This window comes from Sphingoaurantiacus capsulatus (assembly GCF_042648405.1).
Taxonomy (GTDB): Bacteria; Pseudomonadota; Alphaproteobacteria; order Sphingomonadales; family Sphingomonadaceae; genus Sphingoaurantiacus; species Sphingoaurantiacus capsulatus.
On the sequence record NZ_JBHRXV010000004.1, the window covers coordinates 185,077 to 208,186 of the forward strand.

A 23,110-nucleotide genomic window follows, 5' to 3' on the forward strand; every position below is an offset into this window, starting at 1 on the left:
TCAGCCCCCGATCACGGCGGCGAGCGCGGCGACGGCGGCGGGGAGCGCCGCCGCGTCGGCTTCCTCGACGGCGCGACCGGCACTGGTGATCCCGGGCGCGCCAAAGGTGCCGCCGCGGCCGGCGAGGCGGTGGGCGATGGCGCGAACCTCGTCGAACTCGCCTGCCGCCAGATGCGCGCGGATTTCGGCGAGGCGCGCGGGCAGTTCGGCGCGAAACTGTTCGCCCAGCTCGGCGAACTTCCGCGCGAAGGCGTCGTCGTCGCTCACGCGGTCGCCGCCGTCCAGATGCGGCGCAGCGCGTCGGGAAGCACCTGCGGGTCAAAGGGCTTGGCCAGCACGTCGGCAGCGCCGAGCGCGCGCAGGCGGGCGACCTCCTCAGGCTGTGCCTTCGCGGTGAAGAACACGGCGGGCACATGATCGAGCGCCCGCTTCTCGCGCAGCGCCGCGAGCGTCGAGGGGCCGTCCATGCCGGGCATCATCACGTCGAGGAGGATCAAGTCGGGGGCGAAAGCCTCCGCCCGCGCGATGGCGTCGCCGCCGAAATTATGCGCCTCGACAGTGAAGTCGCCGATCATCTCCAGTGCCATCACGGTGACGGTGCGGATGTCGTCGTCGTCCTCGACATACAGGATCTTGCTGAGCGCCATCGATCGACTTTCAACTGGTGGTGGCGAAGCCGCGGCGTGCCGGGACGGTCCCGTGCCTAGCATCGTTGCGCGCGATGCTGCCAGCAGCCTGTTCACACGCGCCCCCGGTGCGACGATCAAGCCTCGGGCCGGCGATCTTGGCGTGCGGCGCGGTTATGAGCCGATCCGCCGAAGCCGCCGTCGTGGCGCTCGACCGGCCTTCGGCGCGATGGCGGCAACGGTCGCGGGAATAGCCTTGGCGGCTGGAAACGCAAAGCGACGGAAAAACAACTGGAAAGCAACTGAAGCGCAGGGAAACCGGCGGGGCGGACGACTGCGGGAGTCGCCTGTCAAAGGGGTGCCCCGCCGGTCCCTACCAAGGGGAGTAGCGGCTCCCCTCAGAGCATCCAGGCCAGCGGCCATCCGGCGCGCCGGCAACCCGGACGCGCGGCGAGGCCGGGCGGCGGGGTTGCGGAGGGCGAAGAGCGCGGACGATGCGGGCCATCTCAAAAAACTCCATCTGCGGGGTCAGCCCCCGTTCGATGGATTTTGAGCTATCACGGCCCGTTCGGATCGCCGCGTAAACAACTGTAAACTGCGATAAGCTCTTGAGAAGGGCTAAGCTTCTACGAGCTCCAGCCGGTAGCCGAAGCTGTAGACGGGCACCAGCCGGAAGCCCTTTTCGGGAGTCAGGTGAAGCTTGGTGCGAATCTTCGAGATGTGCGCGTCGAGCGTGCGGGTGGGCAGATCGGGGTTACGGCCCCACACCGCCTCCAGCAGGTGCGCGCGCGACAGCGGGCGCTGCGTATTTCGCATCAGCATCGCAGCGAGCGCGAATTCCTTGGCGGTGAGCGTCACCGTCTCCGCACCGATCTTCACCGACTGGTCGCGGTGGTCGAAGGTCAGGCCGCTCAGTTCCTCGGTCGAGGCGGCGACCGGCGCCGGGTAGCGGCGGCGCAGCACGGCATCGACGCGGGCGCGCGCCACCGCCGGCTGGAACGGCTTGGTGATATAGTCATCGGCGCCGGCGTCGAGTGCGGCGACGATGTCGGTTTCCGCGTCGCGGAGCGTGATCATGATCGCCGGCGGGCACGGATCGAGATGTTCCTGCGCCCATTGCAGCACTTCGAGCCCGGTGGCGCCGGGGACGTTCCAGTCGAGCAGCAGCAGATCGAAGGATTCCTGGCGCAGCCGGACGAGCATCGACGAGCCGGTGACAACGATATGGCAATCATGGCCGAGCGGCCCGAGCGTCGCGCATAGCAGCTCCGCCAGCAGCGGATCGTCCTCCATCACGGCTATGCGCATCGTGCCCCTCCGATGGCGTTATACCGCCGGTCTAGCGCCGGCTGAAACCCACAATTTCAGTCACTTCGGTTCACGGCTGAGCCGCGTCATCAGGATGGCGGCGCGTTTCGCCTGCTTGGCGATGCTCGGCAGGTTGACCGCCTCGCCCGGCGCATGGTCGCCGCGGCTCGACGGCCCGAGGCCGACGAGACCGTCGACATCGTTGGCGACGAAGGCGATGTCGCCGGCGCCGCGCTTCAGCGGATCGAGTTCCGCCATCTGCGGGAGGCCCATGTCCTTGTTGACGACATTGAGCTTCGCCAGCAGCGCGCGGTTGCCGGCGGTCGGCGCCATCGGCGGATAGCCTTCGTCGAAGCTGATCTTGGCACCGGTCTCCGGCAGATGCTTGGCGACGATCGCCTGCATCTTCTCGCGCACCCGCACCGTCTGCTCCTGCGACAAGGTGCGGAAGTCGCCGCGCGCGATGGCGACGCCGGGAATGATGTTGCCCTTGCCGGTGGCAGTGGCGCGCACCGCATCGGCATCAAGCGTCGCGGTGGCGCCGCCGGTGATAAGCCCGACGTTGAAGGTGAGGTTGGGCTCGGGCAGCTCGGTACGGAACGCGGCGATGATGCGCGCGATCTCGTAGATCGCGCCGTCGCCGACGCCGGCGCGGAAGATGCCCGACGAATGGCCGGACTTGCCGGTGGTATGCAGCTCCCAGCTGTTCGACGAGCGGCGGGCGATCGAGCCCATGTCGCGGCCATCCTCGACCGACAGGCCTTCGAAATCAAGCGCCGCGTCGGCGCGCTTGCCGGCAGCGATCAGGTCGGCGCGGGCGATATCGATGGGGTCGCCGCTGCGCTCCTCGTCGCCGGTCAGATGAACCTCGATATTGGCGTCCTTCAGGGTGCCGGCGGCCTTCATGGCGCGCAGCGCGGCAAGCATCGCGACGACGCCGCCCTTGTTGTCGGCGGCGCCCGGCCCGACGCCCTGGTCGCCTTTGCGCTCGAATTTCTGGAAGGGCGAGTCCGGCTCGAACACCGTGTCGAGGTGACCGATGAGCAGCAGCAGCTTCCCGCCGGGCCTGCCCTTGTGGGTGGCGATCAGATGGCCGGCGCGCTTGGTCTGCGGCAGCGGCTTCCACACGGTGGTGAAGCCGAGCGCGTCGAACTCGGGCTTCACCATCTCGGCGACCTTGGTGACGCCTTCGATGTTCAAGGTGCCGCTGTTCTGGTTGACCAGTTTCTCGAGGAACAGGATCGAGCGCTCCGCCTCGGCATCGACGGTCGCGACCATCTTCTTTTCCGCCGACGAGAGCGCGGCGTGAGCGGGCGACGCCAGCGCGACGGCGGCGGCAGCGAGCAAGAGATACGTCTTCATGGCGACTCCCCGAGGCGATGTGTTGGCCTGACCCTAGCCGAGCGAATCCTGGCCCGCCACATGGACTTGCCCCAGAGCGGGCACTAGGCTCGACTGTCTGTCATCGGGGGATATCCATGCTGAAGCGCCTTGCCGTCGCCGCCACCGCCCTGTCGATCGTGCTGGCCGCGCCGGCGCTGGCGAAGGACGACAAGCCGGGCGATCCGATGAAGGGCACGGTGGCGCGTGACGGGCTGCTGCCGGTGAACGTCGATGCGAAGGGTGGGCGGATCCTGCTGTCGCTGCCGAAGGCCGACGCGGACGGGATTTCGGGGCGCTATCTCTATATGGCGAGCCTGAAGACAGGCTTGGGCTCGGCGCCGATCGGGCTCGACCGCGCGCAGCCGGGACCGGCGCAGATGCTGGTGTTCCGCCGCCTCGGAAAGAAGGTGGCGATCGAGCTGGAGAACCCGCGCTTCCGGGCGACGGGGGCCGGGGCGAGCGAGCTGGCGGCGGCGCGCGATGCGTTTGCTTACTCGACCCTGTGGCTGGGCGACGCGATCGACCTGCCGGGCGGCGGGCTGGCGGTGGATATCGCCCCGTTCCTCGCGCGCGACACCAAGGGCATCGCCGCGCAGCTGAAGGACGGCGGGGAGAAGGGCTACAAGCTGGTCGCCGATCTGAGCGCCGCCGACCCGTCGGCGGTGAAGGTGTTTCCGGACAATATCGAGTTCGAGGCGCGGCAGACCTATGTCTCCGACGAGCCGGGCGACGAGGTGAGCAACATCGCGCCCGACCCGCGGTCGATCGGCATCGTGGTGCGACATTCGCTGGTCCGGCTGCCCGAGGCCGGCTATCGCCCGCGCCGCTTCGATCCGCGCGGCGGCAGCTTCGCGACGCAGGTGCTCGACTTCGCGTCGCCGCTGGGATCGTCGATCGTCTACGAGCTGGCCAACCGCTTCCGGCTGGAGAAGACCGATCCAACCGCGGCGCGGTCGACGGTGAAGAAGCCGATCGTGTTTTACATCGACAATGGCGCGCCCGAGCCGATACGCACCGCGCTGCTGGAAGGCGCATCGTGGTGGAAGACGGCGTTCGAGGCGGCGGGGCTGATCGATGCCTATCGGGTGGAGATTCTCCCCGAGGGGATCGACCCGCTCGACGTGCGCTACAACGTCGTCAACTGGGTCAATCGGGCGACGCGCGGCTGGTCCTATGGCTATGCGGTGACCGACCCGCGCACCGGCGAGATTCTAAAGGGCACGGTGCTGCTCGGCTCGCTGCGGGTGCGGCAGGACATGCTGATCTATGAGGGCCTCGTCGGTGCGGACAAGGTCGGCACCGGCGGGCCGAACGACCCGGCGCAGGTGGCGCTGGCGCGCATCCGGCAATTGTCGGCGCACGAGGTCGGGCATGCGCTCGGCATCCTGCACAATTTCGCGGGGAGCACGCAGGATCGCGCGTCTGTGATGGATTATCCGGCGCCGCGCGTCGGGCTGGTGAACGGCGTGCCCGACCTGTCGGATGCGTACGGCGTCGGCGTCGGCAAGTGGGACAATTACGCGGTCGACTGGCTGTACGGCGACCCGGCGGGCGGCGACCTCGATGCGGCGGCGCGGGCGAAGGCCGATGCGGCGACGCGCGCGGGGCTGCGGTTTGTCGGCGACGAGAATTCGCGCAGCGTAGGGTCGTCGCAGCCGTGGGGCGGGCTGTGGGACGACGGCGCCGATGCGGCGGTCGAACTGAACCGCGTGATGGCGGTGCGGCGGGCGGCGGTGGACCGGTTCGGGATGAGCGCATTGCACCCGGCCGAGCCGGCGTCGAACCTGCGGCGCAAGCTGGTGCCGATCTGGCTGATGCACCGCTATCAGGTCGAGGCGGCGGCGAAGTATGTCGGCGGCGTTGAATCGACCTATGCGGTGAAGGGCGATGGCGACGGGGTGGCACGGGCCACGCCGGCGGACGACCAGCAACGGGCGCTGACCGCGCTGTTCGCGACGCTTGAGCCCGCGGCGCTCGATATCCCCGAGCGGCTGGTGCCTTTGCTGTCGGCGGGCTGGTCGGGGAGCGAGGATCGGCAGTTCGAGATCGAGATTTTCCCCACTGCAGGCTCGACGGTGTTCGACCCGCTGACCGCGACCGATGCAGCGGCACAGCAGACGCTCAATGCACTGCTGGCGCCCGAGCGGCTGAACCGGATGGCGGACCAGAACCGGCGGAATGGCAATCTGCCAGGCGCGCGCGAGGTGGTCGACCGGGTGGTCGGGCTGGCGCTGCTGCCGGCGGGGACGCGGCGGCTGGAGGAGGTGCGGCGGCGGATCGGGACGCGCAGCGCGCTGGCGCTGGCGGCGACGCAGCGCGATCAGAAGCTGTCGCCCGGCGTGGCGGCGGTGATCGACCAGCGGCTGGCGGATTTCGCGCGGCAGCTGGCGGGGCGGCAGGGGATGAACCCCGACGAGCGGGCGTGGAGCCTCAGCCTCTCCCGCCTGCTGCTCGACCGCGAGGCGCTCGACGCGGTGCTGAAGGACGAGAAGCGCGAGCCGAAAATCCCGCCGGGCATGCCCATCGGCTGAGAGTGATTCGCAACCGGAACGTCCCCCGCCGACGCATCGTTGACCCCGCGCAAATTCAACCTGTGCCGGAGGACAAGATGGCTGAAGCGAAGAACCCGGATGCGATCGCGCTGCTGAAGACCGATCACCGCACCGTCGAGGAGCTGTTCGAGAAGTTCGAGTCAGCGAAGGGCGCCGACCGCAAGCAGAAGCTGGCCAACCAGATCTGCCTGGAGCTGACCGTCCACATGGAGCTGGAAGAGACGATCTTCTACCCGGCGTGCGAGGGGAAGATCGAGGAAGACCTGCTGAAGGAAGGTTACGTCGAGCATGACACCGGCAAGGTGCTGATCGCCGAGATCGAGGCCGGCGGCCCCGACGAGGAATTCTACGACACCAAGGTCCACGTGCTGAGCGAGATCATCGAGCATCACGTCGAAGAGGAAGAGAAGCGCGGCGAAGGAATGTTCGCGCAGGCCCGCAAGGCCGACATCGACCTGCAGGCGCTCGGCGAGCAGATGGCGGCGCGCAAGGAAGAGCTGGTCGCGCAATACAAGAAGCGCGGGCTGCCGCTGCCCGAGACGACGACCTTCACGCAGGCGAAGGTGGCCTAACGTACCGAAAGCCGGCCTGCCCCATGCCGGGCGGGCCGGCCCTTTACGGCCCTGGTGCGCCATGCTCTATCGGCGGCCATGAACCGCACCCTGCTGCTGGCCGCCGGCCTCCTCGCCTCCGCTTCGCTGCCCTCGATGGCCGTCGCGGCAACCGAAACCTACACCGTGATCGTCGGGGGCCGGACCGTCGGCCATCTGAAGGCCGACACCAACGGTGCGTCGACCGTCATCGACTATGACTACAAGAACAACGGCCGCGGGCCGACGATCGCCGAGACGCTGACGCTCGGGGCGGACGGCCTGCCGACCGCGTGGACAGTGAAGGGCGCCACCACCTTCGGCGGCAAGGTCGACGAGAAATTCGCGCTGAAGGGCAAGACCGCGAGCTGGACCGATTCGGCGGGCAGCGGCACGAAGCGCGTCGGCGAGCCGAGCCTCTACATCAGCCAGTCGGCGAGCCCGTGGTCGCTCGGCCTCTATGCGCGCGCGCTGCTGAAGGATGCCGACCGGACGATGCCGGGCCTGCCGGGCGGCAATGTGAAGCTGGAGAAGATCGAGACGTTTACCGCCAACGGCACGGGCGGCCCGGTCGAGGTGACCGCCTATGCGCTGACCGGCATCGACCTCAACCCAAATTACCTGTTCCTCGACAAGGACGGCGCCTTCTTCGCCTCCACGCAGGGGCGCGGCGTGACGGTGCGGAAAGGCTATGAGGGCGAGGACGACCGGCTGCGGGCGATGGCCGAGAAGCTGTCGGCGGCGCGCTATGCGGCGATCCAGAAGGCGACCGCGCATAATTTCGACGCGCCGATCCGCATCAGGAATGTGCGCATCTTCGACCCGAAGACCCTCGCGCTGACCGCGCCCAAATCGGTGGTGGTGTTCCGCGATAGCATCGCCGCGGTCGAGGAGCTGAACAGCCCGGCGACGCCCGGCGAAGTCACCATCGACGGCGCCGGCGGCACCTTGGTCGCGGGCATGACCGAGGGCCACGGCCATGCGTCGGAGGACGACGCGGTGCTCAACCTCGCGGCGGGCATCACCTCGATCCGCGACATGGGCAACAACAATACCGAAATGCTGGCGATGATCGACCGCATCGAGAAGGGCGAGTCCGCCGGATCGCGGATCGTGCCGAGCGGCTTCATCGAGGGCCGTAGCCCGTTCAGCAGCAACAACGGCATCGTCGCGGAGACCGAGCAACAGGCGGTCGACGCGGTGCGCTGGTACGCGGCGCGCGGCTTCCCGGCGATCAAGATCTACAACAGCATCAAACCCGAGTGGGTGCCGGCGATGGTCGCCGAGGCACACAAGCTGGATATGCATGTCATGGGGCACGTCCCCGCCTTCGCCACCGCCGACCAGATGATGGCGGCGGGCTATGACGAGCTGACGCACATCAACCAGTTCGTGCTCGGCTGGATCCTCAAGCCCGGGGAGGACACTCGCAACCTGCTGCGCCTGACCGCGCTGCGCCGCCTGCCCGGCCTCGACCTCGACAGCGCGCCGGTCAAGAAGACGATGGCGACGATCGTCGAGAAGAAGATCGCCATCGACCCGACCCTGGTGATCCACGAGGCGTTCACCCAGTCGCGCGACGGCCAGGTGCCGCCGGGCATGGTCGACTATCTGGATCACATGCCGATCAGCACGCAGCGCGACGCCAAGCGCGCGTGGGTGGACCTGTCGCAGGCCGGCGACGACGCCGCCTATCGGGGCGCGTTCGACAAGATCGTCGAGGTGGTGAAGCGATTGAACGCCAGCGGCGTGATGATCGTGCCGGGCACCGACATGGGCGGCGCCTTCACCTATCACCGCGAGCTGGAGCTGTATCAGAAGATCGGCATGACCCCGGCGCAGATCCTGAAGCGCGCGACCTGGGACATGGCCGCGTTCCTGAAGCAGGACCAGCAGCGCGGATCGATCGAGCGCGGCAAGCTCGCCGACTTCTTCCTGGTCGCGGGCGACCCGACGAAGGATTTGAAGGCGATCAAGGCGATCCGCATGGTGGTGAAGAACGGCACCGTCTATTTCCCGAGCGAAATCCATTCGCACTTCGGCATCGCGCCCTTCGCCAAGGCGCCGGCGATCGTCGAGCCGAAGAAGTGAGGCGCGCCGCGCTCGCCGCCGCGCTCCTCCTCGCTGCCGCTCCGGCGGCAGCGCAGATCAGCGCCGATCGCATCAAGGCGGACGTAAAGACGCTGGCCAGCGATGCCTTCGGCGGGCGCGGGCCGGGGCAGCCGGGCGAGGCGAAGACGGTGCAGTTCCTGTCCGAGCAGTTCGGCAAGGCGGGGCTGGCGCCGGGCGGCGAGAACGGCGGCTGGACGCAGGACGTGAAGCTGATCCGCTATGACCGCGGGCCGGTGACGATGTCGGCGCGCGTCGGCGGCGCGACGATCCCGCTGGTCGCGGGCAAGGACGTGACGGCCTCGTCGCGCATCCTCGGCGAGACGGTGCTGTCGGGCGCGCCGCTGGTGTTCGCGGGCTATGGCATCGCCGACCCGGCGATCGGCTGGACCGGCTTTGCCGGCGCCGACCTCAACGGCAAGGTGGCGGTGCTGATCGCCAACGATCCCGATTTCGAGGCGGCGGCGCCGGGGGCGTTCGGCGGACGCACGCTGGTCTATGCCGGGCGCTTCGGCGCCAAGGTCGAAGCGGCGGCGAAGGCCGGCGCGGTGGCGGTGCTGGTGGTCCATGAGACGGCGGCGGCGAGCTACCCCTGGTCGCAGGTCGGCAACGGCGACAGCGTGCCCACCTTCGGGCTGGATTTCGGAACGGTGGACGCCAAGCCGCTGGGGCTGCGCGGCTGGCTGCACCGCGATGTGGCCGCCGACCTGTTCAAGCGGGCGGGGCTCGATTTCGAGAAGCTGAAAGCGGCGGCTCGGGACGGCGCGTTCAAGCCGGTGGCGATCGGCAACGCGACGCTCTCGACGCGTTTCTCGACGACGGCGACGCCGTTCGTCAGCCGCAACGTGGTGGCGCTGCTGAAGGGCAAGGCGCACCCGGACGAGACGATCATCTACGGCGCGCACTGGGACGCCAACGGCACCGGCCCGGCCGACGCCAAGGGCGACACGATCCGCAACGGCGCGGTCGACAATGCGACGGGCACCGCAACGCTGATCGAGGTGGCGCGCGCCTTTGCCGCCGGGCCGCAGCCCGACCGCTCGATCCTGTTCATCGGCTACACCGCCGAGGAGAAGGGGCTGCTCGGCGCGGAGTGGTATGCCGCGAAGCCGCTGCGGCCGCTGGAGACGACGGTGGCGGTGCTCAACCTCGACCCGCATGTCGTGCTCGGCGCGGCGCGCAACCTCGACCTGATCGGCGGCGGGCGGACGCCGCTTGAGGCGGACCTGAAGCGCATCGCGGCGAAGCATGATCTGCGCGTCGATGACGAGGCCAATCCGGAGGCCGGCTGGTATTTCCGCTCCGACCATTTCGCCTTTGCCAAGAAGGGCGTGCCCACGGTGTATTTCCGCGCCGGCCGCGACCTAATCGACGGGGGTTTCGCCGCGGGCAACAAGGTCGCGGATGCGTACAACGAGCGCGACTATCACCAGACGACCGACGAATTCGACGCCGGGTGGAGCTTCGCCGGCGCGGCCCAGGAAGCGACCGTCGCCTACGAGATCGGCCGCGAGCTGGCGACCAGCCGACGCTGGCCCGACTGGAACGACGGGGTCGACTTCAAGACGGTTCGCAACCGTTCGGCAGCCGCGCGGCGTCCCTAGCGGAACAGCACTCCCCGGCACGGGTTCAAACCTTGAATCCCCAACCTGCCGAGGAGCGACGATCCGTGAAGAAGGGCTATTGCGACAACATCGAGAGACTGACGGTCGAGAACGATGATTTCCGCCGCGTGCTCTACACCGGCGCGCATCTGCAGCTGGTGCTGATGACCCTGAAGCCCGGCGAGGAGATCGGCGAGGAGGTCCATGAGGACCGCGACCAGTTCTTCCGCATCGAGGAGGGCCAGGGCACCGTCACCATCGACGGCAAGGCCAATGCGGTCGAGGACGACTTCGCGGTGATCGTGCCCGCCGGTGCCCGCCACAACGTCATCGCCGGCAAGGACGCCCCCTTGCGCTTCTACACCCTCTACGGCCCGCCCGAGCACAAGGACGGCCGCGTCCACAAGGACAAGGCGCAGGCCGAGCGCGACCATGACGCGGACGAGTGGGACGGCGAGACCAGCGAGTGAGCGCGAGCGCCGCGGACGCCGCCGTCGCTAGCGCCCCCTCTGCAGGCGTCAGCGCCGATGAGGCCGCGGCCGCCGGCGGCGGCGCGCCCGCGGCCTGCGCGATCCCGACCGGGTCCGACGCGCGGCTGAGCGACACGCTCGAGGTGCTGGCGTCGGGCTGCGCGGGCGAGCGCATCTCGTTCGACGACCTCGCCGGCACGCTCGGCGACAAATGCTATGCCGGCCTGATGTTCCTGCTGGCGGCGCCCAACATCCTGCCGCTGCCGCCCGGCGCGTCGGGGATTCTCGGCATTCCGCTGATCCTGCTGTCGGCGCAATTGACGATCGGCATCCGCCGCCCGTGGTTTCCCGCGCTGATGCGCGAACGCGGCATCGCGACGAGCAAGTTCGCCGCGGTCGGCACCCGGCTGGAGCCGATGACCCGCCGCGCCGAGGCGATGCTGACCCGGCGGCTGACCCTGCTCACCGGCGTGGTCGGGCGCCGCCTGATCGGGCTTGCCAGCCTGCTGCTGGCGGTGGTGCTGGCCCTGCCGATCCCGCTCGGCAACGTGGTGCCGGCGATCGGCATCTCGCTGTTCGCGTTCGGGCTGCTGGCGCGCGATGGGCTGGCGGTGCTTGGCGGCTATGCGGCGGCGGTGGGGACGGCGGCGATCTTGTACGGGCTGGGGTACGGCGCGTTTGAGGCGTTTGAGTGGGTTACCGGGCGGTTTGGCTAGATAGCGGGATGTGTTCCATCCTCCGACAAGGACATCCATCGGCGAGTGTGGCAAGAATGTCGCTACATCCCCTGTTTGTTCTCAAACGAGCGCGCGCGGATTGACGCAGCAAATGAGTCGTTATTACATCGCGTCCATCTGCACCTTCGGGGGGCAGAGTAGCGCGTTATGACTGTAAAGGATGATCGCAGCCCGAAGCAGGAGGCGGAGAGTCATACTGGCAACTCCGTTGATAGCCGAACGCAGCGTCGCCGGCAGCACGACACTCGCGACACACGCGAATGCCGCAGCAGCGACAGCATACTCGACTTCGTCGAACGACTTCCAGACAGAGCTGGGTTCGCCTAGCTCGCTACAAACGGTGCGGGGCGGCAGTGTTAACCGGATGGAACCGGTTGCTGCCGCCCCCTCTCGTTGAGGGGGCGTAGTGGAGTGGAAGCTCAAACCGAGTGACCTCAAGCGTTATCCGCATTTCGATCAGATTCTGAAGCCGGCGGATATCATCGCACTTGTCGCTGACCCGCTCAGGGTCGCGCAGAACACGTTCTTTCCATTGCTGCGCTACACTAAGGGTTGGCAACCTTTCCGCCCAGATAAGGATAGCGGCAAGCCGCGGCCAAAGCCGAAAGACAGGCCCATCCGCTATGCGGCTCGGCGGGACGCTTATATTTTCGCCTACTATCGTCATCTGCTCAGCATTCTCTACGAAGCAGAGCTTGCTCGCCTTGGCATCAGCCACTGCCCAGTGGCCTACCGCCGCATACCCACCGAAGTTGATGCTCGTCGGGGCAAGTGTAACATTCAATTCGCGCGCGAGGCGTTCGACCGCATCCGTGGGCATGGGGACTGCTGCGCGATCGCTGTCGATATAAGTGCATACTTCGAGTCAATTGATCACGAGCGGTTAAAGGCACTTTGGTGCCGCCTGTTAGGCGTGGAGCGACTTCCACAAGATCATTTTGCCGTTTTTAAGAATATTACCCGGTATCGAGTCGTGGAAAGAATAGAAGCCTACAAACGACTTGGATTTTACGGCGTTAAGAGCACAGCCAAAAATGGCACCCCCATCAACGGGTATCTCGTACCGTATAAGGACGTGCCCACGCAGCTTTGTTCTCCTCACGAATTTAGACAGAAAATATTGGGCGAGAATGGCCAATACGATTCGCTGGTGATCCCCAACGATGACGCCCACGGCATCCCGCAAGGTGCTCCAATCTCTGACCTATTAGCGAATCTGTATCTCATCGACTTCGATGTGGAGATGGACACTCTCGCCCACTCTTTGGGTGGCAGCTATGTCCGGTATTCAGACGACATTCTGTTGATACTTCCGATACCGGTACACCAAGCCCAGAAGATTATGGATGACTTGCCTGCGCGCATCCGCGCGTATGGGGATCAGCTCTTGATTAAGCCGAGCAAGTCATCACTGATCCGCTACGCGAAAAGCGCAAATGGTCAGACGTGCGAGCTAATCGCCGGCAAGGGGAAAAACGGCCTAGAGTATCTCGGCTTCCGCTTTGATGGCCGAGATGTTTTCCTTCGGGACGCGACGATGTCGAACCTCTATCGTAAGGTGGCGTCCGTCGCACGCAATCAGGCCGACGCCACGGTGAGACGCTACACCGGAAAGAGCTACGACGAGCTTTGCGCGGCATTCAATTTCGAACAGTTCAGCAAGCGCTTTGGTCGCGTGGAGGGGTTCGAACCGACCTCAAGCAATAAAACATGGACGTTCTGGACTTACGTAGTTCGTGCGACCGAAGAGTTTGGTCCGGCTGGAAAGAAAATCTTGGCCCAGGTTCGCAGACTGAGACGTCGCTCTCGGGCTAGGGTTAACGCAGAGATTGGAAAAGCGGTGCAACGTAAGTTGAAGCGCGAGGCGGCAAGCACAGCGGTCGAGTGAAGGATCGCCCGCCGCCGCCGGGCGCTCCCAGCATCATGACCCGCTACCGCCCCGCCTGCCCCCAAGGCCGCGACACATACGTCGACGCCCGCTTCTGCGCGAGCATCGGGAAGCTCTGGCCGTTGTGGTAGGTGACCATCCCGCACATGCGGTCGCCCTCGGGCGAGAGAATGCCGTCGTACAGCACGTCGCCTTCGCGCGAGGCGACGACCATGTGGAAGTTGCCGCCGGTCAAGGTGATGCGGCGGAGGACGACGGGGGCGGTGCGGATCGGGGTCAAGGAGCCGCCGTAGCCGCCGTCGATCTGGCCGATCGAGAGGAGGCCGAAGCTGGGCGTGCCGCCGACGTCCATCAGGAAATCCCAGTTGCCGTGGAGGTTGGGGGCCTCGGTGGGGGCGGCCGGGGCGGCGGTCGGGCTGGCGGCGGGCGCGGCGGCGGCGACGGGGGTGGCGGGGCCGCAGTCCATGGTCAGCGAGGTGGCGAGGGCTTCGGGGCCGGTAACCGCCGCCGCAAGGGCAAGCGTCGTCATCAGGATGCGCATGTTCAGTCTCCGTCTTGTTCGGGTGTCGTGGCGCGGGTGGCGCCGGCGGCGGGGCCATCGCCCGGGCGGCGGCGCATCGACAAGGCGGGGTTTCGCCAATAGCCTTGGCTTTTTCGCCAATGTGGGAAGCATGCAGTTCGCGCAGCGCCAACGGTTTTTGCGAGGGGGAGCGCGGCCGGTGCTGGCGGCGATTCCGGTCGGGCTGCTGCTCGGCTTTGCCGGGCCGTTCGGCACCTATCCGGCGCTGCCGACCGCGACGCGCTATGGCTTCTGGCTGGGGCTGACCCTCGCCGGGGTGGTGGCGGTGATGGCGGCGCAAGCCGTGCTGCCGCTGGCGAAGCTGCGCGCGGGGGTGGCGCGGATCGGCGCGGTGGCGCTGCTGTCGGCGGTGCCGATGACCTTCGTGGTGGCGTGGACGATGTCGCTGGTGCAGCCGGGGCGGGTCTATGCGCCCGCGCAGCTGCCGGCGCTGTTCGTCGCGGTGGCGGCGGTGCAGCTGCTGGTGGCGTGGGCGACGGCGGTCAGCTCGGCGAAGGGTGAGGCGGGGGCGCCGGTGCTGCCGGTGTCAGGCGAGGCGGCGGAGCCGGCGGGGTTTCCGGTTGCGCTGACCGGCAAGCTGCCGGCGGACGTGGGGCGCGAGATCGTCGCGATCGAGACCGAGGACCATTATCTGCGCGTGTATGGGGCGGCGGGGAAAAGCGCGCTGATCCTGATGCGGATGGCGGATGCGGTGGCGCTGCTCGATGCGCGGCTGGGCGCGCAGGTGCATCGGCGCTGGTGGGTGGCCGAGGGCGCGGTGGCGGGGATGGAGGCGGCGGGGGTTCGGCTGAGCGATGGCCGGCTCGTGCCGGTGGGGCGGACGTTCAGCGCGGCGGTTCGGGCGCGGTTTGCGGCGCGGGGTTAGCGGCCGGATCGTGGCTCGCTGATGCTCGCACACCCTCACCTAACCTCTCCCGCAGGCGGGAGAAGGATTTGGCCGGTGGGCGCTGTATCAGCGACGCAAGCGCCCGTCCGTCAGCGCATCGCAACAGGTTCCCCTCGCCCGCTTGCGGGAGAGGGAGGGGCCCGCGGCGTAGCCGTGGGAGGGAGAGGGTGTCTGCTGGATCATGGCTCGCTGGCGCTCGCACACCCTCACCTAGCCTCTCCCGCAGGCGGGAGAGGGACTTGGGTGGTGGGTGGCTCAGACGTGGAAAGAGCGCCCGGAGCCGTCGCTCCGGGCGCTCTTAACATCAACCCCCCAGCCGATGTCCCCCATACTCTGTAACCCCGCAGCGAGCCCCCCGGCCTGCTGCTGAGGCCCTTGTGCCAGAGGCGGGCGATTTTCCCGAGTTAACAAATGTAAATTCGTCACTCCCACCAATAGGGCGGGCGCTTGCGGGTGCCCGTCGACACCTCGTTGAGGGTCGCCGCGTCGTAGAGGTGGCCGCCGAGCATGACGCGGCTGACCTTTTCGCTGTTGCGGATGTCGGCGGTGGGGTCGGCGTCGAGCACCACCAGGTCGGCGAGCTTGCCCGCCTCGAGGCTGCCGATGTCGCGGGCCATGCCCAGCGATTGCGCCGGGACGATGGTGCCGGCGCGCAGCGCCTCGATCGGCGTCATGCCGCCGCGCACGAAGGACCACAGCTCCCAATGGGCGCCGATGCCCGCCTGCTGGCCGTGCGCGCCGATCGACACCGGCACGCCGCGCTTCGCCAGCTTGTGCGCCTCGCGCGCGGCCTCGTCATCGACGAAGTCGGCTTCGGGCGCGGAGTTGCGGCGGGCGCCGTCGGCGCGGAGCAGCGCCGGCGGGGCGTGGGCGGCGAGCAAGGGCTGCTCCCAGATGTTGGTGTGCGAGCGCCAGTAGGGATCGCCGGCGAGGCCGCCGAAGGTCACCACCAAGGTCGGGGTGTAATAGGTCTGACTGCCCGCCCAGAAGTCGACGACGTCCTTGTAGAAGGTGTCGAGCGGCAGATTGTGCTCGAAGGTCGAGTTGCCGTCGATGATGTGGCTGATGCCGAGGCCGAACAGCGAGCCGCCCTCGACGACGACCTGCATATTTTCCTGACGGGCGGCAGCGAGCACCTGCTGGCGCTGCTCGCGACGCGGCTGGTTGTAGTTCTTCACGCTGTGCGCGCCCTGCGCCTTCAGGCGGCGGATGTGCGCCAGCGCATCGTCGAGGCTGTCGATCTGCGCATAGCCGTCGGGCGCCTTGGCGCCGTAGACCACCTCGCCGGTCGAGAACAGGCGCGGGGCGAGGATGAGGCCGGCGCGCTGCATTTCCTGCGCGGCGAAGAAGTCGCTCGCCGAAGAGGACGGGTTGTGGATCGTCGTGGTGCCGAGCGCGAGATCGGAATGCGCGGTCCAGTTCTGCTGCGGCACCAGCTCGTCGCTACCCTGCGGGCCGTGCGCGTGCGCGTCGATGAGGCCGGGAATGATGGTCTTGCCGGTGACGTCGACAACGGTCGCGCCTGCCGGAACGGCGACCTCGCCGCGGCGGCCGACGGCGGCGATGCGGTCGCCGCGGATGACCACGACGCCGTCGTCGATGATGCCGCCGTCGGCGCCCGCCATGGTGACAAGGCGCGCGCCGGTGAGGGCGACGGTGCCGCCGGGCTTCGACGCGGCGACCTCGCGGGCGAGCGAAACGCCGGTCTTCGGCGCCTCGAACTTCGGCGCGTCCTCGCCGGCGGGCTGGCTACGGAACAGCGCGCTGGTGGCGGCGGTGAAGACCGTCGGGCCGAGGCTCCAGTGGAGCTGCGCGCCGTTGGTCGACCAGTGGATATAGTCGGCGCCGGCGTCGCTGACGCGCACCACCGGCATCGCGCCGCCCTTCATGTCGACCGCGACTTCCTGTCCGCCGGGCATCAGCGGCATGACGAAGGCCTGATAATTCTGGCGGAAGGCGGCGTAGCGGCCGTCGGGCGAGACGACATAGTCGTTGGCGAGCTCGCCGCTGGCATGGACGCGCTGCGCCTCGCCGCTCAGGTCGGTGCTGATCAGCTGACGCTTGCCGTCCTTGGCGGCGACCATGAACAGGCGGTCGTTGGCCGACCCGAAGCGGGGGCGGGCCATGTCCTTGGCGACGCGCACCGGAGTGCCGCCCGACGCGGCGACGCGGTAGACGCCGGGGTCGTTGCTCCACGTCGGCGCGGTGATGCGGCCGCCGCTGCCGCGTTCGAAGACGATGGTGCGGCCATCGGGCGAAAAACTTGGGCGGGCGTAGTGGCCGGGCTGGCTGGTGACGTCCCGGGGTTTGCCGCCCGAGGCCGCGACGGTGCGCAGGCGGCCGAGGCCGCGGTCGGTCCAGTCGACATAGACGAGGGTGCGGCCGTCGCGCGACCACGACGGGAAAAGTTCGAAGCCGTCGCCGCCGCCGCTGGTCAGGCGCTTCGGCGCGCCGCCGGCCATCGGCTTCACCCAAAGCTTGCCGAGGCTTTCGAACACCACCTGTCGGCCATCGGGCGAGACCTCGGCGAAGCGGGTCATCTTCGTCGTGAAGCGGTCGGGCGACACCTCGATCTGCGGGTGGGTGGCGACCGCGGTGCCGCGGGTGTCCGACACGCGGAACGGGATCTGGCGGGCGTTGCCGCCATCGCCGTCGACGCGGTTCAGCTTGCCGCCGGCCCAGAAGACGATCGAGCGGCTGTCGGGCGTCCACGCCATGTTCGGGTAGACGCCGGTGACCGCCCAGGTCTCCTGCACGTCGCGGTCGAGCGCGTCATAGACTTTGGTCTCGACGCCCGAGGCGAGGTCGCGGACGTAGAGCTTCGACTTGCCGGCGTCGCGCCGGACGAAGGCGAGGCGCTTGCCGTCGGGCGACGGGGTCGGGCGGACCGAGCCGCCGTTGCCGGAGACGATCGTCGAGGTTTCGCCGCTGTCGAGGTCGTAGCGCTCGATCTCGAACAGCGTCGTGTTCGAATCCTGCGCATATTCGAAGGTCGGCCCGGGGGTGACGTTCTTGGTGTAGTAGACGCTCTTGCCGTCGGCGCTGAACGCCGGCTCGCCCAGCTCCTTCTGGTGGCGCTCGTTGGGGCGCTTCACCAGCAGCACGCCGCCGCCGCCCGAGGCGTGGTAGAGCCACACTTCGCCGGTGCCGAGCGAACGGCCGGTGGTGAAATGCTTCTTCGCGGCGATGAAGCGGCCATCGGGGCTCCAGCTCGGCTGGTAGAGGAGGCGGAAGTCCTCCTTGGTCACCTGCCTCTTGTCGCTGCCGTCGGCGTTCATCACCCAGATATTGTCGCCGCCGCCGCGGTCCGAGGTAAAGGCGATGCGGCGGCCGTCGGGCGAGAAGCGCGGCTGCGATTCATAGGCCAGCCCTTCCGCGATGCGGCGCGGCGTGCCGCCGGCGATCGGCATGGTGTAGATGTCGCCGAGCAAGGTGAAGGCGAGCGTGCGGCCGTCCGGGCTGACGTCGACGTCCATCCAGCTGCCTTCGTCGGTGTCGATGGCGACCTGGCGGATGGTGGCGCCTGTCGGCGCGTTGACGTCCCACTTCTTCGGGTCGGGCTTGGCGGCGTCGCCGGTGCCCGAGGCCGCGCCGGGGGTCGGCGTGGGGAGCACCGCGTCGCGGTCGGGATCGGTCGCCTGATCCTCCGGCGCCTGCGTCGCCGCGACCGGCGGCGGGGTTTGCGCGACGGCAGGCAGGGCGACGGCGAGCGCGAACAGCGAGACGAGAGTCGGCTTCATCGGGGGCAGGTCCTTGAGCGAGGAGTCAGGATGGCGCCTGTTAGACCCCAGCCGTAACGATCGTTCAAGCCGGCTTTCGTCCGCCGCGTACCAAGCGGCCGGGCAGCGCCGAGGTGGCGGTGCCGTGGCGGTAGGTGACCTGCCCGGAGACGATCGTCGCGGCGTAGCCGTCGGCGCGCTGCACCAGCCGCTTGCCGCCCGCAGGTAGGTCAAAGCGCACTTCGGGCGCGTGCAGGGTCAGCCGGTCGTAATCGATGATGTTGAGGTCGGCCTTGTAGCCGGGCCTGAGCAGGCCGCGGTCGTGCAGGCCGACAGCGGCCGCGGTGTCGGCGCTCTGGGCTTTGATCACCCATTCGAGCGGCAGCTTCGGGCCGCGGGTACGGTCGCGCGTCCAGTGGACGAGCATCGAGGTCGGGAAGCTGCCGTCGCAGATGGTGCCGACATGCGCGCCGCCGTCCGACAGGCCGAGCACGGTGTCCTTGTGCTGCATCATCGCCAGCGCGGGCACGAGCGAGTCGTTCGAATAGTTGAGGAACGGCAGGTAGATCATGCCACGGCCGTCGCCCGAGAGCAGATGGTCGAGCGCGTAGGCGGCGGGCGAGACGCCGGCGTGGGCGGCACGGGCAGCGACGGTGGTCTCCGCGGTCTGCTCGTAGTCGGGCGGGGTGGTGATGAGCCACATGCGCGCGAAATTGGTGAGCGTGTCGCGCGCCATCGGGTTCTCGCCCACCGCTTCCTCGGCGAGCAGGCGGGCGCGGAACGCCGGGTCGCGCAGCGCGGCGACACGCTCGGTGAGCGGGAGCTTCGCGATCTCGCGGTAGCTCGGGTGGAAGCTGAACGGATTGAGCGTCAGCTCGAGCCCGAGCATGATCCCGACCGGGCGGCCGGCGACCTGCGCGCGCATTTCGAGGCCGTCGGCGGTCGCCGCCTCGAGCAGACCGAGCAGCATCTTCCACGCATCGGGCGCGCGGTCGGCCTGGACCAGCGAGAAAGACAAGGGCCGACCCGAGCGTTCGACGAGGCGGCGCATCATGCCGAATTCGGCGAGCGGATCGGGGAAGTCGGTGACGAACTGGAGAACGCCGCTGCCGGCGCGCTTCAGCCCCTGCGCGATGCCCTGCAGCTCGTCCTCGGCGGCGGTGAGCGTGGGGGTCGGCTGGCCGTCGCTGGTACGGTGGTTGAGCGTCCGCGAGGTGGTGAAGCCGAGTGCGCCGGCGCGCATCGCGGCCTCCGCCTGCGCGGCCATCGCGGCGATGTCTGCATCGCTGGCGGGCTCGCGGTTGGTGCCGCGCTCGCCCATCACGTTGACGCGGAGCGCGGCGTGCGGGAGCTGCGCGGCGAAATCGATGTCGGTGCGGCGGGCGGCGAGGGCATCGAGGTAGCTCGGGAAGTCCTGCCAGTTCCACGGCAGCCCCTCGGTCAGCACCGGAAACGGAATGTCCTCGACGCCTTCCATCAGCCGGATCAGGCGGTCGCGATCGTCGGCGCGGCACGGCGCGAAGCCGACGCCGCAATTGCCCATGACGACGGTGGTGACGCCGTGCCACGACGAGGGCTGCAGCCGGTCGTCCCAAGTGACCTGGCCGTCATAATGGGTGTGGATGTCGACGAAGCCCGGGGTGACGAGCCGGCCCCGCGCGTCGATCTCCTCGGCGCCGCTGCCGGCGAAGGCGCCGACCGCGGCGATGCGGCCGTCGCGGATGGCGACATCGCCGTCGAAACGCTCATTGCCGCTGCCGTCGACGACCGTGCCGCCGCGGATCACCAGATCATAGCCTGCCGTCATTGCGGCCTCCTTCCCCAAGGATGGACAGCCTACCACCTCCGCGGCAGCGGCGCGCCGCTCTCAACCTTGGGAGGAAAGATGCGGCGCGAGATCGCCGCGCGGGTCGATGCGGATGGCGCCGAGCTTCAACCACTTCGCGAGCAGCGCCAGTTCGGCGGAGACCGCCGGGGCGACGGCGCCGAGGTCGGCGCCGGGTTCGAGGTGGGAGGCGGCCACGACCAGCGTGCCGGCCTTGCGATCGGCCTTCAGATCGAGGCGCGCGGCGATGCGGTCGCCCATCAGGAAGGGCAGGACGTAATAGCCGTGCTGGCGCAGATGCGCGGGGACGTAGATTTCGATGCGGTAGCGGAAATCGAACATGCGCTCGACGCGGTCGCGCTCCCACATCAGCGGGTCGAAGGGGGAGACGATGGCGGCGCCTTGCGGCTTCGGCGCCGAGGTGATGCCGGGGAGCAGCCAGGCGGCATCGCGCCAGCCTTGCACCTTCGCAGAAACGAGCGCGCCGGCTTCGACCAGCTCGGCGATGCGCGCCGCGCCTTCCTTCGGCTTGATGTACCAATAGGTGCTGAGGTCAGCGACGGTGCCGACGCCGAGCGCCTGCGCGGCGGCGAGGATGAGCTGGCGCTGGCCTTCCTCGCGGGTCGGCGTCGGGAGGGCGACCGCCTCGGGAAGGACGCGCTCGGTGATGTCGTAGATGCGCTCGAAGCCGGGGCGCGAGTGGGTGGTGACGAGGCCGGCGGAGAACAGCCATTCGAGCGCGCGTTTGCCTTCGGACCAGCCCCACCAGCTTCCGGTCGCCTTGCCGCCGCCTTCAAGCTCGCGCGACGCCAGCGGGCCGCGCTGTTCGATCTGGCGCAGCACCTCGGCGATGAAGTCGCCACGCTCGGCGGCGAAGCGGCGCAGGCCGACATAGCCGTCGGTGCCGGCGCGCATCCCTTCCATCCGCCAGCGCAGCGCCGGCTGAAGCTCGGTGCGGATCAGGCAGGCGGCATGGCCCCAATATTCGAACAAACTTCGTTTGCGGCTCCAGGCGGCTTTGTCCAGCAGCGTGGGGTCATAGTCGCCCAGCCGCGCGAAGCCGGGCATGTAGTGGGCGCGGGCCAGCACGTTGACCGAGTCCATCTGGACCATCGACAGCCGGTCGAGCATCGCATCGAACGCCGCCGGGCCGGGGCGTGCGGGTCGCGGCTTCGCCAGCCCCGAGGCGGTCAGGGCGATGCGGCGGGCTTCCTTGGCGGACAGCTCAATCGTCGTCATCGTCGCCTTGCTGTGCGGCGGCGTCGATGAACATGCGCGCGGCGCGGCGCTCGTCCTCGGTCTTGAAGGCTTCCTCCGGGCTCGGCGCGATCTCGAACACGAACATCAGGGTCCACAGCGCGAAGCGGCGGCCGGGGTCCTTCTCGTCGGCGAAGTCGAAGGTCAGCCGGTCGCGGCCGGCGTCGAACACCGCCGGGGTGATCGCGTCGAAATCATTGGTGCCGAAATAGCGGTAGAGGAGGAGGTCGAGTTCCATTCACGTCGATTAGCCGATCCTCCCCTGGAAGGGGAGGGGGGCCGCCGCAGGCGGTGGTGGGGTGGCGGCGCCGTGACCCCTCCACCCTGCTGCGCAGGGTCCCCCTCCCCGTTCCGGGGAGGATAAGTTTATTCGTGGCGGAGGGCGTCGATGGGGTTGAGCGAGGCGGCGCGGCGCGCCGGGAAATAGCCGAACACCACGCCGATCAGCGCCGAAAACACGAAGGCGAGCAGGTTGATCTGGGGGTCGAAAATGAAGGGCACCTGCAGCAGCGGCGCCAGCGACACCGAGGCGAGCAGCGCGAGGATCAGCCCGATGACGCCGCCCAGACAGGCGAGCGCAATCGCCTCGACGAGGAATTGCAGCAGCACCTCGCGCGCCACCGCGCCGATGGCGAGGCGGATGCCGATCTCTCGGGTGCGCTCGGTCACCGACACCAGCATGATATTCATGATGCCGATGCCGCCGACGAGCAGGCTGACCGCCGCGACCGCGCCGAGCAGCGCGGTGAGGATACGCGTGGTGCCCGACAGGGTTTCGGAAATCTGCGCGGTGTCGAAAATGTTGAAATTGTCGGGCTCGCCGCCCTGCAATTTCCGGCGTTCGCGCAGCAGGTCGCTGATCGAGCTTTGCACCGTTGCGCTGTCATAGGCCGGGTTCACCGACACCATGATGTTGCGAATGTCGCGGCTGCCGGTGAAGCGGCGCTGCACCGTCTTGATCGGCATGATCACGACATCGTCCTGATCGTTGCCGAAGCCGCCCTGCCCGCGCCGCACCAGCGAGCCGACCACCTCGCAGGAGATGTCGCGGATGCGGATGCGCTGCCCCACCGGATCGTCGCGGCGGAACAGATTCTGCTGAACGGTGGCGCCGATGATGCACACCGCCTTGCCGCCCTGCTCCTCGGCGGGCGTGAAGATGCGGCCCGACGCCAGCGCCCATTGCTGCGCGGTGAAATAGGCGCCGGTGGTGCCGTTGATCGTGGTCGACCAGTTGGCGGCATTCCTGACCGCCATGCCCGACGACTGCGCCTGCGGAGCGACGGCGGCGACACCCGCCACCTGTTCGGCGATGGCCTCGACATCCTTTTCGTCGAAGTCGGGCGGCTGCGGCCCGCCGCCGCCGCGGCCGAAGCCCTGGCCGGGACGGATCTGCAGGATGTTGGCGCCAAGACCGGAAATCTGTTCCTGCACCGCCGCCGTCGCGCCGTTGCCGAGCGTCACCATGGTGACGACGGCGGCGACGCCGATGACGATGCCAAGGATGGTGAGGAAGGAGCGCAGCAGGTGGCGCCGGATTTCGCGGAAGGCGAGCGTGATGGTGGTGCCGAGCATC

18 protein-coding genes are annotated in these 23,110 nt (G+C 68.4%); 8 read left to right on the plus strand and 10 right to left on the minus strand.

Features of this window, described 5'->3' with window-relative positions:
• The 4 genes from ACFOMD_RS06115 to ACFOMD_RS06130 form a co-directional block, all read right to left on the minus strand.
• Positions 1-267, minus strand: a complete 267-nt coding sequence (locus ACFOMD_RS06115) for an Hpt domain-containing protein (RefSeq protein ID WP_380858427.1) — start codon at positions 265-267, stop codon at positions 1-3.
• Positions 264-647 (minus strand): response regulator, encoded by a 384-nt coding sequence (locus ACFOMD_RS06120; RefSeq protein ID WP_380858430.1) that lies wholly within the window; start codon positions 645-647, stop codon positions 264-266. The genes ACFOMD_RS06115 and ACFOMD_RS06120 overlap by 4 nt, the downstream gene beginning before the upstream one ends.
• A 597-nt stretch (positions 648-1,244) precedes the next feature.
• A complete protein-coding gene (locus ACFOMD_RS06125) occupies positions 1,245-1,934 on the minus strand; it encodes a response regulator transcription factor (RefSeq protein ID WP_380858431.1) in 690 nt (229 codons plus the stop codon).
• 60 nt (positions 1,935-1,994) lie between these two features.
• Positions 1,995-3,296, minus strand: coding sequence for a M20/M25/M40 family metallo-hydrolase (locus tag ACFOMD_RS06130; protein ID WP_380858433.1), 1,302 nt, complete (start codon positions 3,294-3,296; stop codon positions 1,995-1,997).
• A 116-nt stretch (positions 3,297-3,412) separates the two neighbouring features.
• On the opposite strand from ACFOMD_RS06130, the gene ACFOMD_RS06135 reads away from it, so the two are divergent.
• The 7 genes from ACFOMD_RS06135 (at position 3,413) to ACFOMD_RS06165 (ending at position 13,267) form a co-directional block, all read left to right on the plus strand.
• Positions 3,413-5,848: a zinc-dependent metalloprotease gene (locus ACFOMD_RS06135; RefSeq protein ID WP_380858435.1), complete on the plus strand. Its 2,436-nt coding sequence runs from the start codon at positions 3,413-3,415 to the stop codon at positions 5,846-5,848.
• Between the two features lie 77 nt (positions 5,849-5,925).
• On the plus strand, positions 5,926-6,441 hold the full coding sequence (locus tag ACFOMD_RS06140) for a hemerythrin domain-containing protein (RefSeq protein ID WP_380858437.1): 516 nt from the start codon (positions 5,926-5,928) through the stop codon (positions 6,439-6,441).
• Between the two features lie 78 nt (positions 6,442-6,519).
• Positions 6,520-8,550, plus strand: a complete 2,031-nt coding sequence (locus ACFOMD_RS06145; RefSeq protein WP_380858440.1) for an amidohydrolase family protein — start codon at positions 6,520-6,522, stop codon at positions 8,548-8,550.
• Complete coding sequence (locus ACFOMD_RS06150) at positions 8,547-10,172, plus strand: M28 family peptidase (protein ID WP_380858443.1); 1,626 nt, start codon at positions 8,547-8,549, stop codon at positions 10,170-10,172. The genes ACFOMD_RS06145 and ACFOMD_RS06150 overlap by 4 nt, the downstream gene beginning before the upstream one ends.
• Positions 10,173-10,237: 65 nt before the next feature.
• Positions 10,238-10,642, plus strand: a complete 405-nt coding sequence (locus ACFOMD_RS06155; protein WP_380858446.1) for a cupin domain-containing protein — start codon at positions 10,238-10,240, stop codon at positions 10,640-10,642.
• Positions 10,639-11,358, plus strand: a complete 720-nt coding sequence (locus tag ACFOMD_RS06160) for an exopolysaccharide biosynthesis protein (RefSeq protein ID WP_380858448.1) — start codon at positions 10,639-10,641, stop codon at positions 11,356-11,358. Before ACFOMD_RS06155 ends, ACFOMD_RS06160 begins: the two co-directional genes overlap by 4 nt.
• 427 nt (positions 11,359-11,785) lie before the next feature.
• Positions 11,786-13,267, plus strand: a complete 1,482-nt coding sequence (locus ACFOMD_RS06165; RefSeq protein ID WP_380858450.1) for a reverse transcriptase/maturase family protein — start codon at positions 11,786-11,788, stop codon at positions 13,265-13,267.
• Between the two features lie 43 nt (positions 13,268-13,310).
• Here the strand turns inward: ACFOMD_RS06165 and ACFOMD_RS06170 are convergent, their stop codons facing one another.
• The gene (locus ACFOMD_RS06170) at positions 13,311-13,808 is read right to left on the minus strand and encodes a hypothetical protein (protein ID WP_380858453.1); all 498 of its coding nucleotides are present in this window, start codon (positions 13,806-13,808) and stop codon (positions 13,311-13,313) included.
• Between the two features lie 178 nt (positions 13,809-13,986).
• Here ACFOMD_RS06170 and ACFOMD_RS06175 point away from each other — a divergent pair, with 178 nt between their 5' ends.
• The gene (locus ACFOMD_RS06175) at positions 13,987-14,712 is read left to right on the plus strand and encodes a LytTR family DNA-binding domain-containing protein (protein ID WP_380858456.1); all 726 of its coding nucleotides are present in this window, start codon (positions 13,987-13,989) and stop codon (positions 14,710-14,712) included.
• A gap of 443 nt (positions 14,713-15,155) precedes the next feature.
• Here ACFOMD_RS06175 and ACFOMD_RS06180 read toward each other — a convergent pair whose 3' ends face one another.
• The 5 genes from ACFOMD_RS06180 to ACFOMD_RS06200 form a co-directional block, all read right to left on the minus strand.
• Positions 15,156-18,473, minus strand: coding sequence for an amidohydrolase family protein (locus ACFOMD_RS06180; protein WP_380858459.1), 3,318 nt, complete (start codon positions 18,471-18,473; stop codon positions 15,156-15,158).
• A gap of 64 nt (positions 18,474-18,537) precedes the next feature.
• A complete protein-coding gene (locus tag ACFOMD_RS06185; protein ID WP_380858461.1) occupies positions 18,538-20,259 on the minus strand; it encodes an N-acyl-D-amino-acid deacylase family protein in 1,722 nt (573 codons plus the stop codon).
• A 60-nt stretch (positions 20,260-20,319) separates the two neighbouring features.
• The gene (locus tag ACFOMD_RS06190) at positions 20,320-21,516 is read right to left on the minus strand and encodes a winged helix-turn-helix domain-containing protein (protein WP_380858464.1); all 1,197 of its coding nucleotides are present in this window, start codon (positions 21,514-21,516) and stop codon (positions 20,320-20,322) included.
• Entirely contained in the window at positions 21,503-21,772 is a 270-nt protein-coding gene (locus tag ACFOMD_RS06195; RefSeq protein WP_380858467.1) for a hypothetical protein, read from the minus strand. The genes ACFOMD_RS06190 and ACFOMD_RS06195 overlap by 14 nt, the downstream gene beginning before the upstream one ends.
• A gap of 128 nt (positions 21,773-21,900) precedes the next feature.
• A complete protein-coding gene (locus ACFOMD_RS06200; protein ID WP_380859583.1) occupies positions 21,901-23,109 on the minus strand; it encodes an ABC transporter permease in 1,209 nt (402 codons plus the stop codon).
• Between the last annotated feature and the right edge of the window lies 1 nt (position 23,110).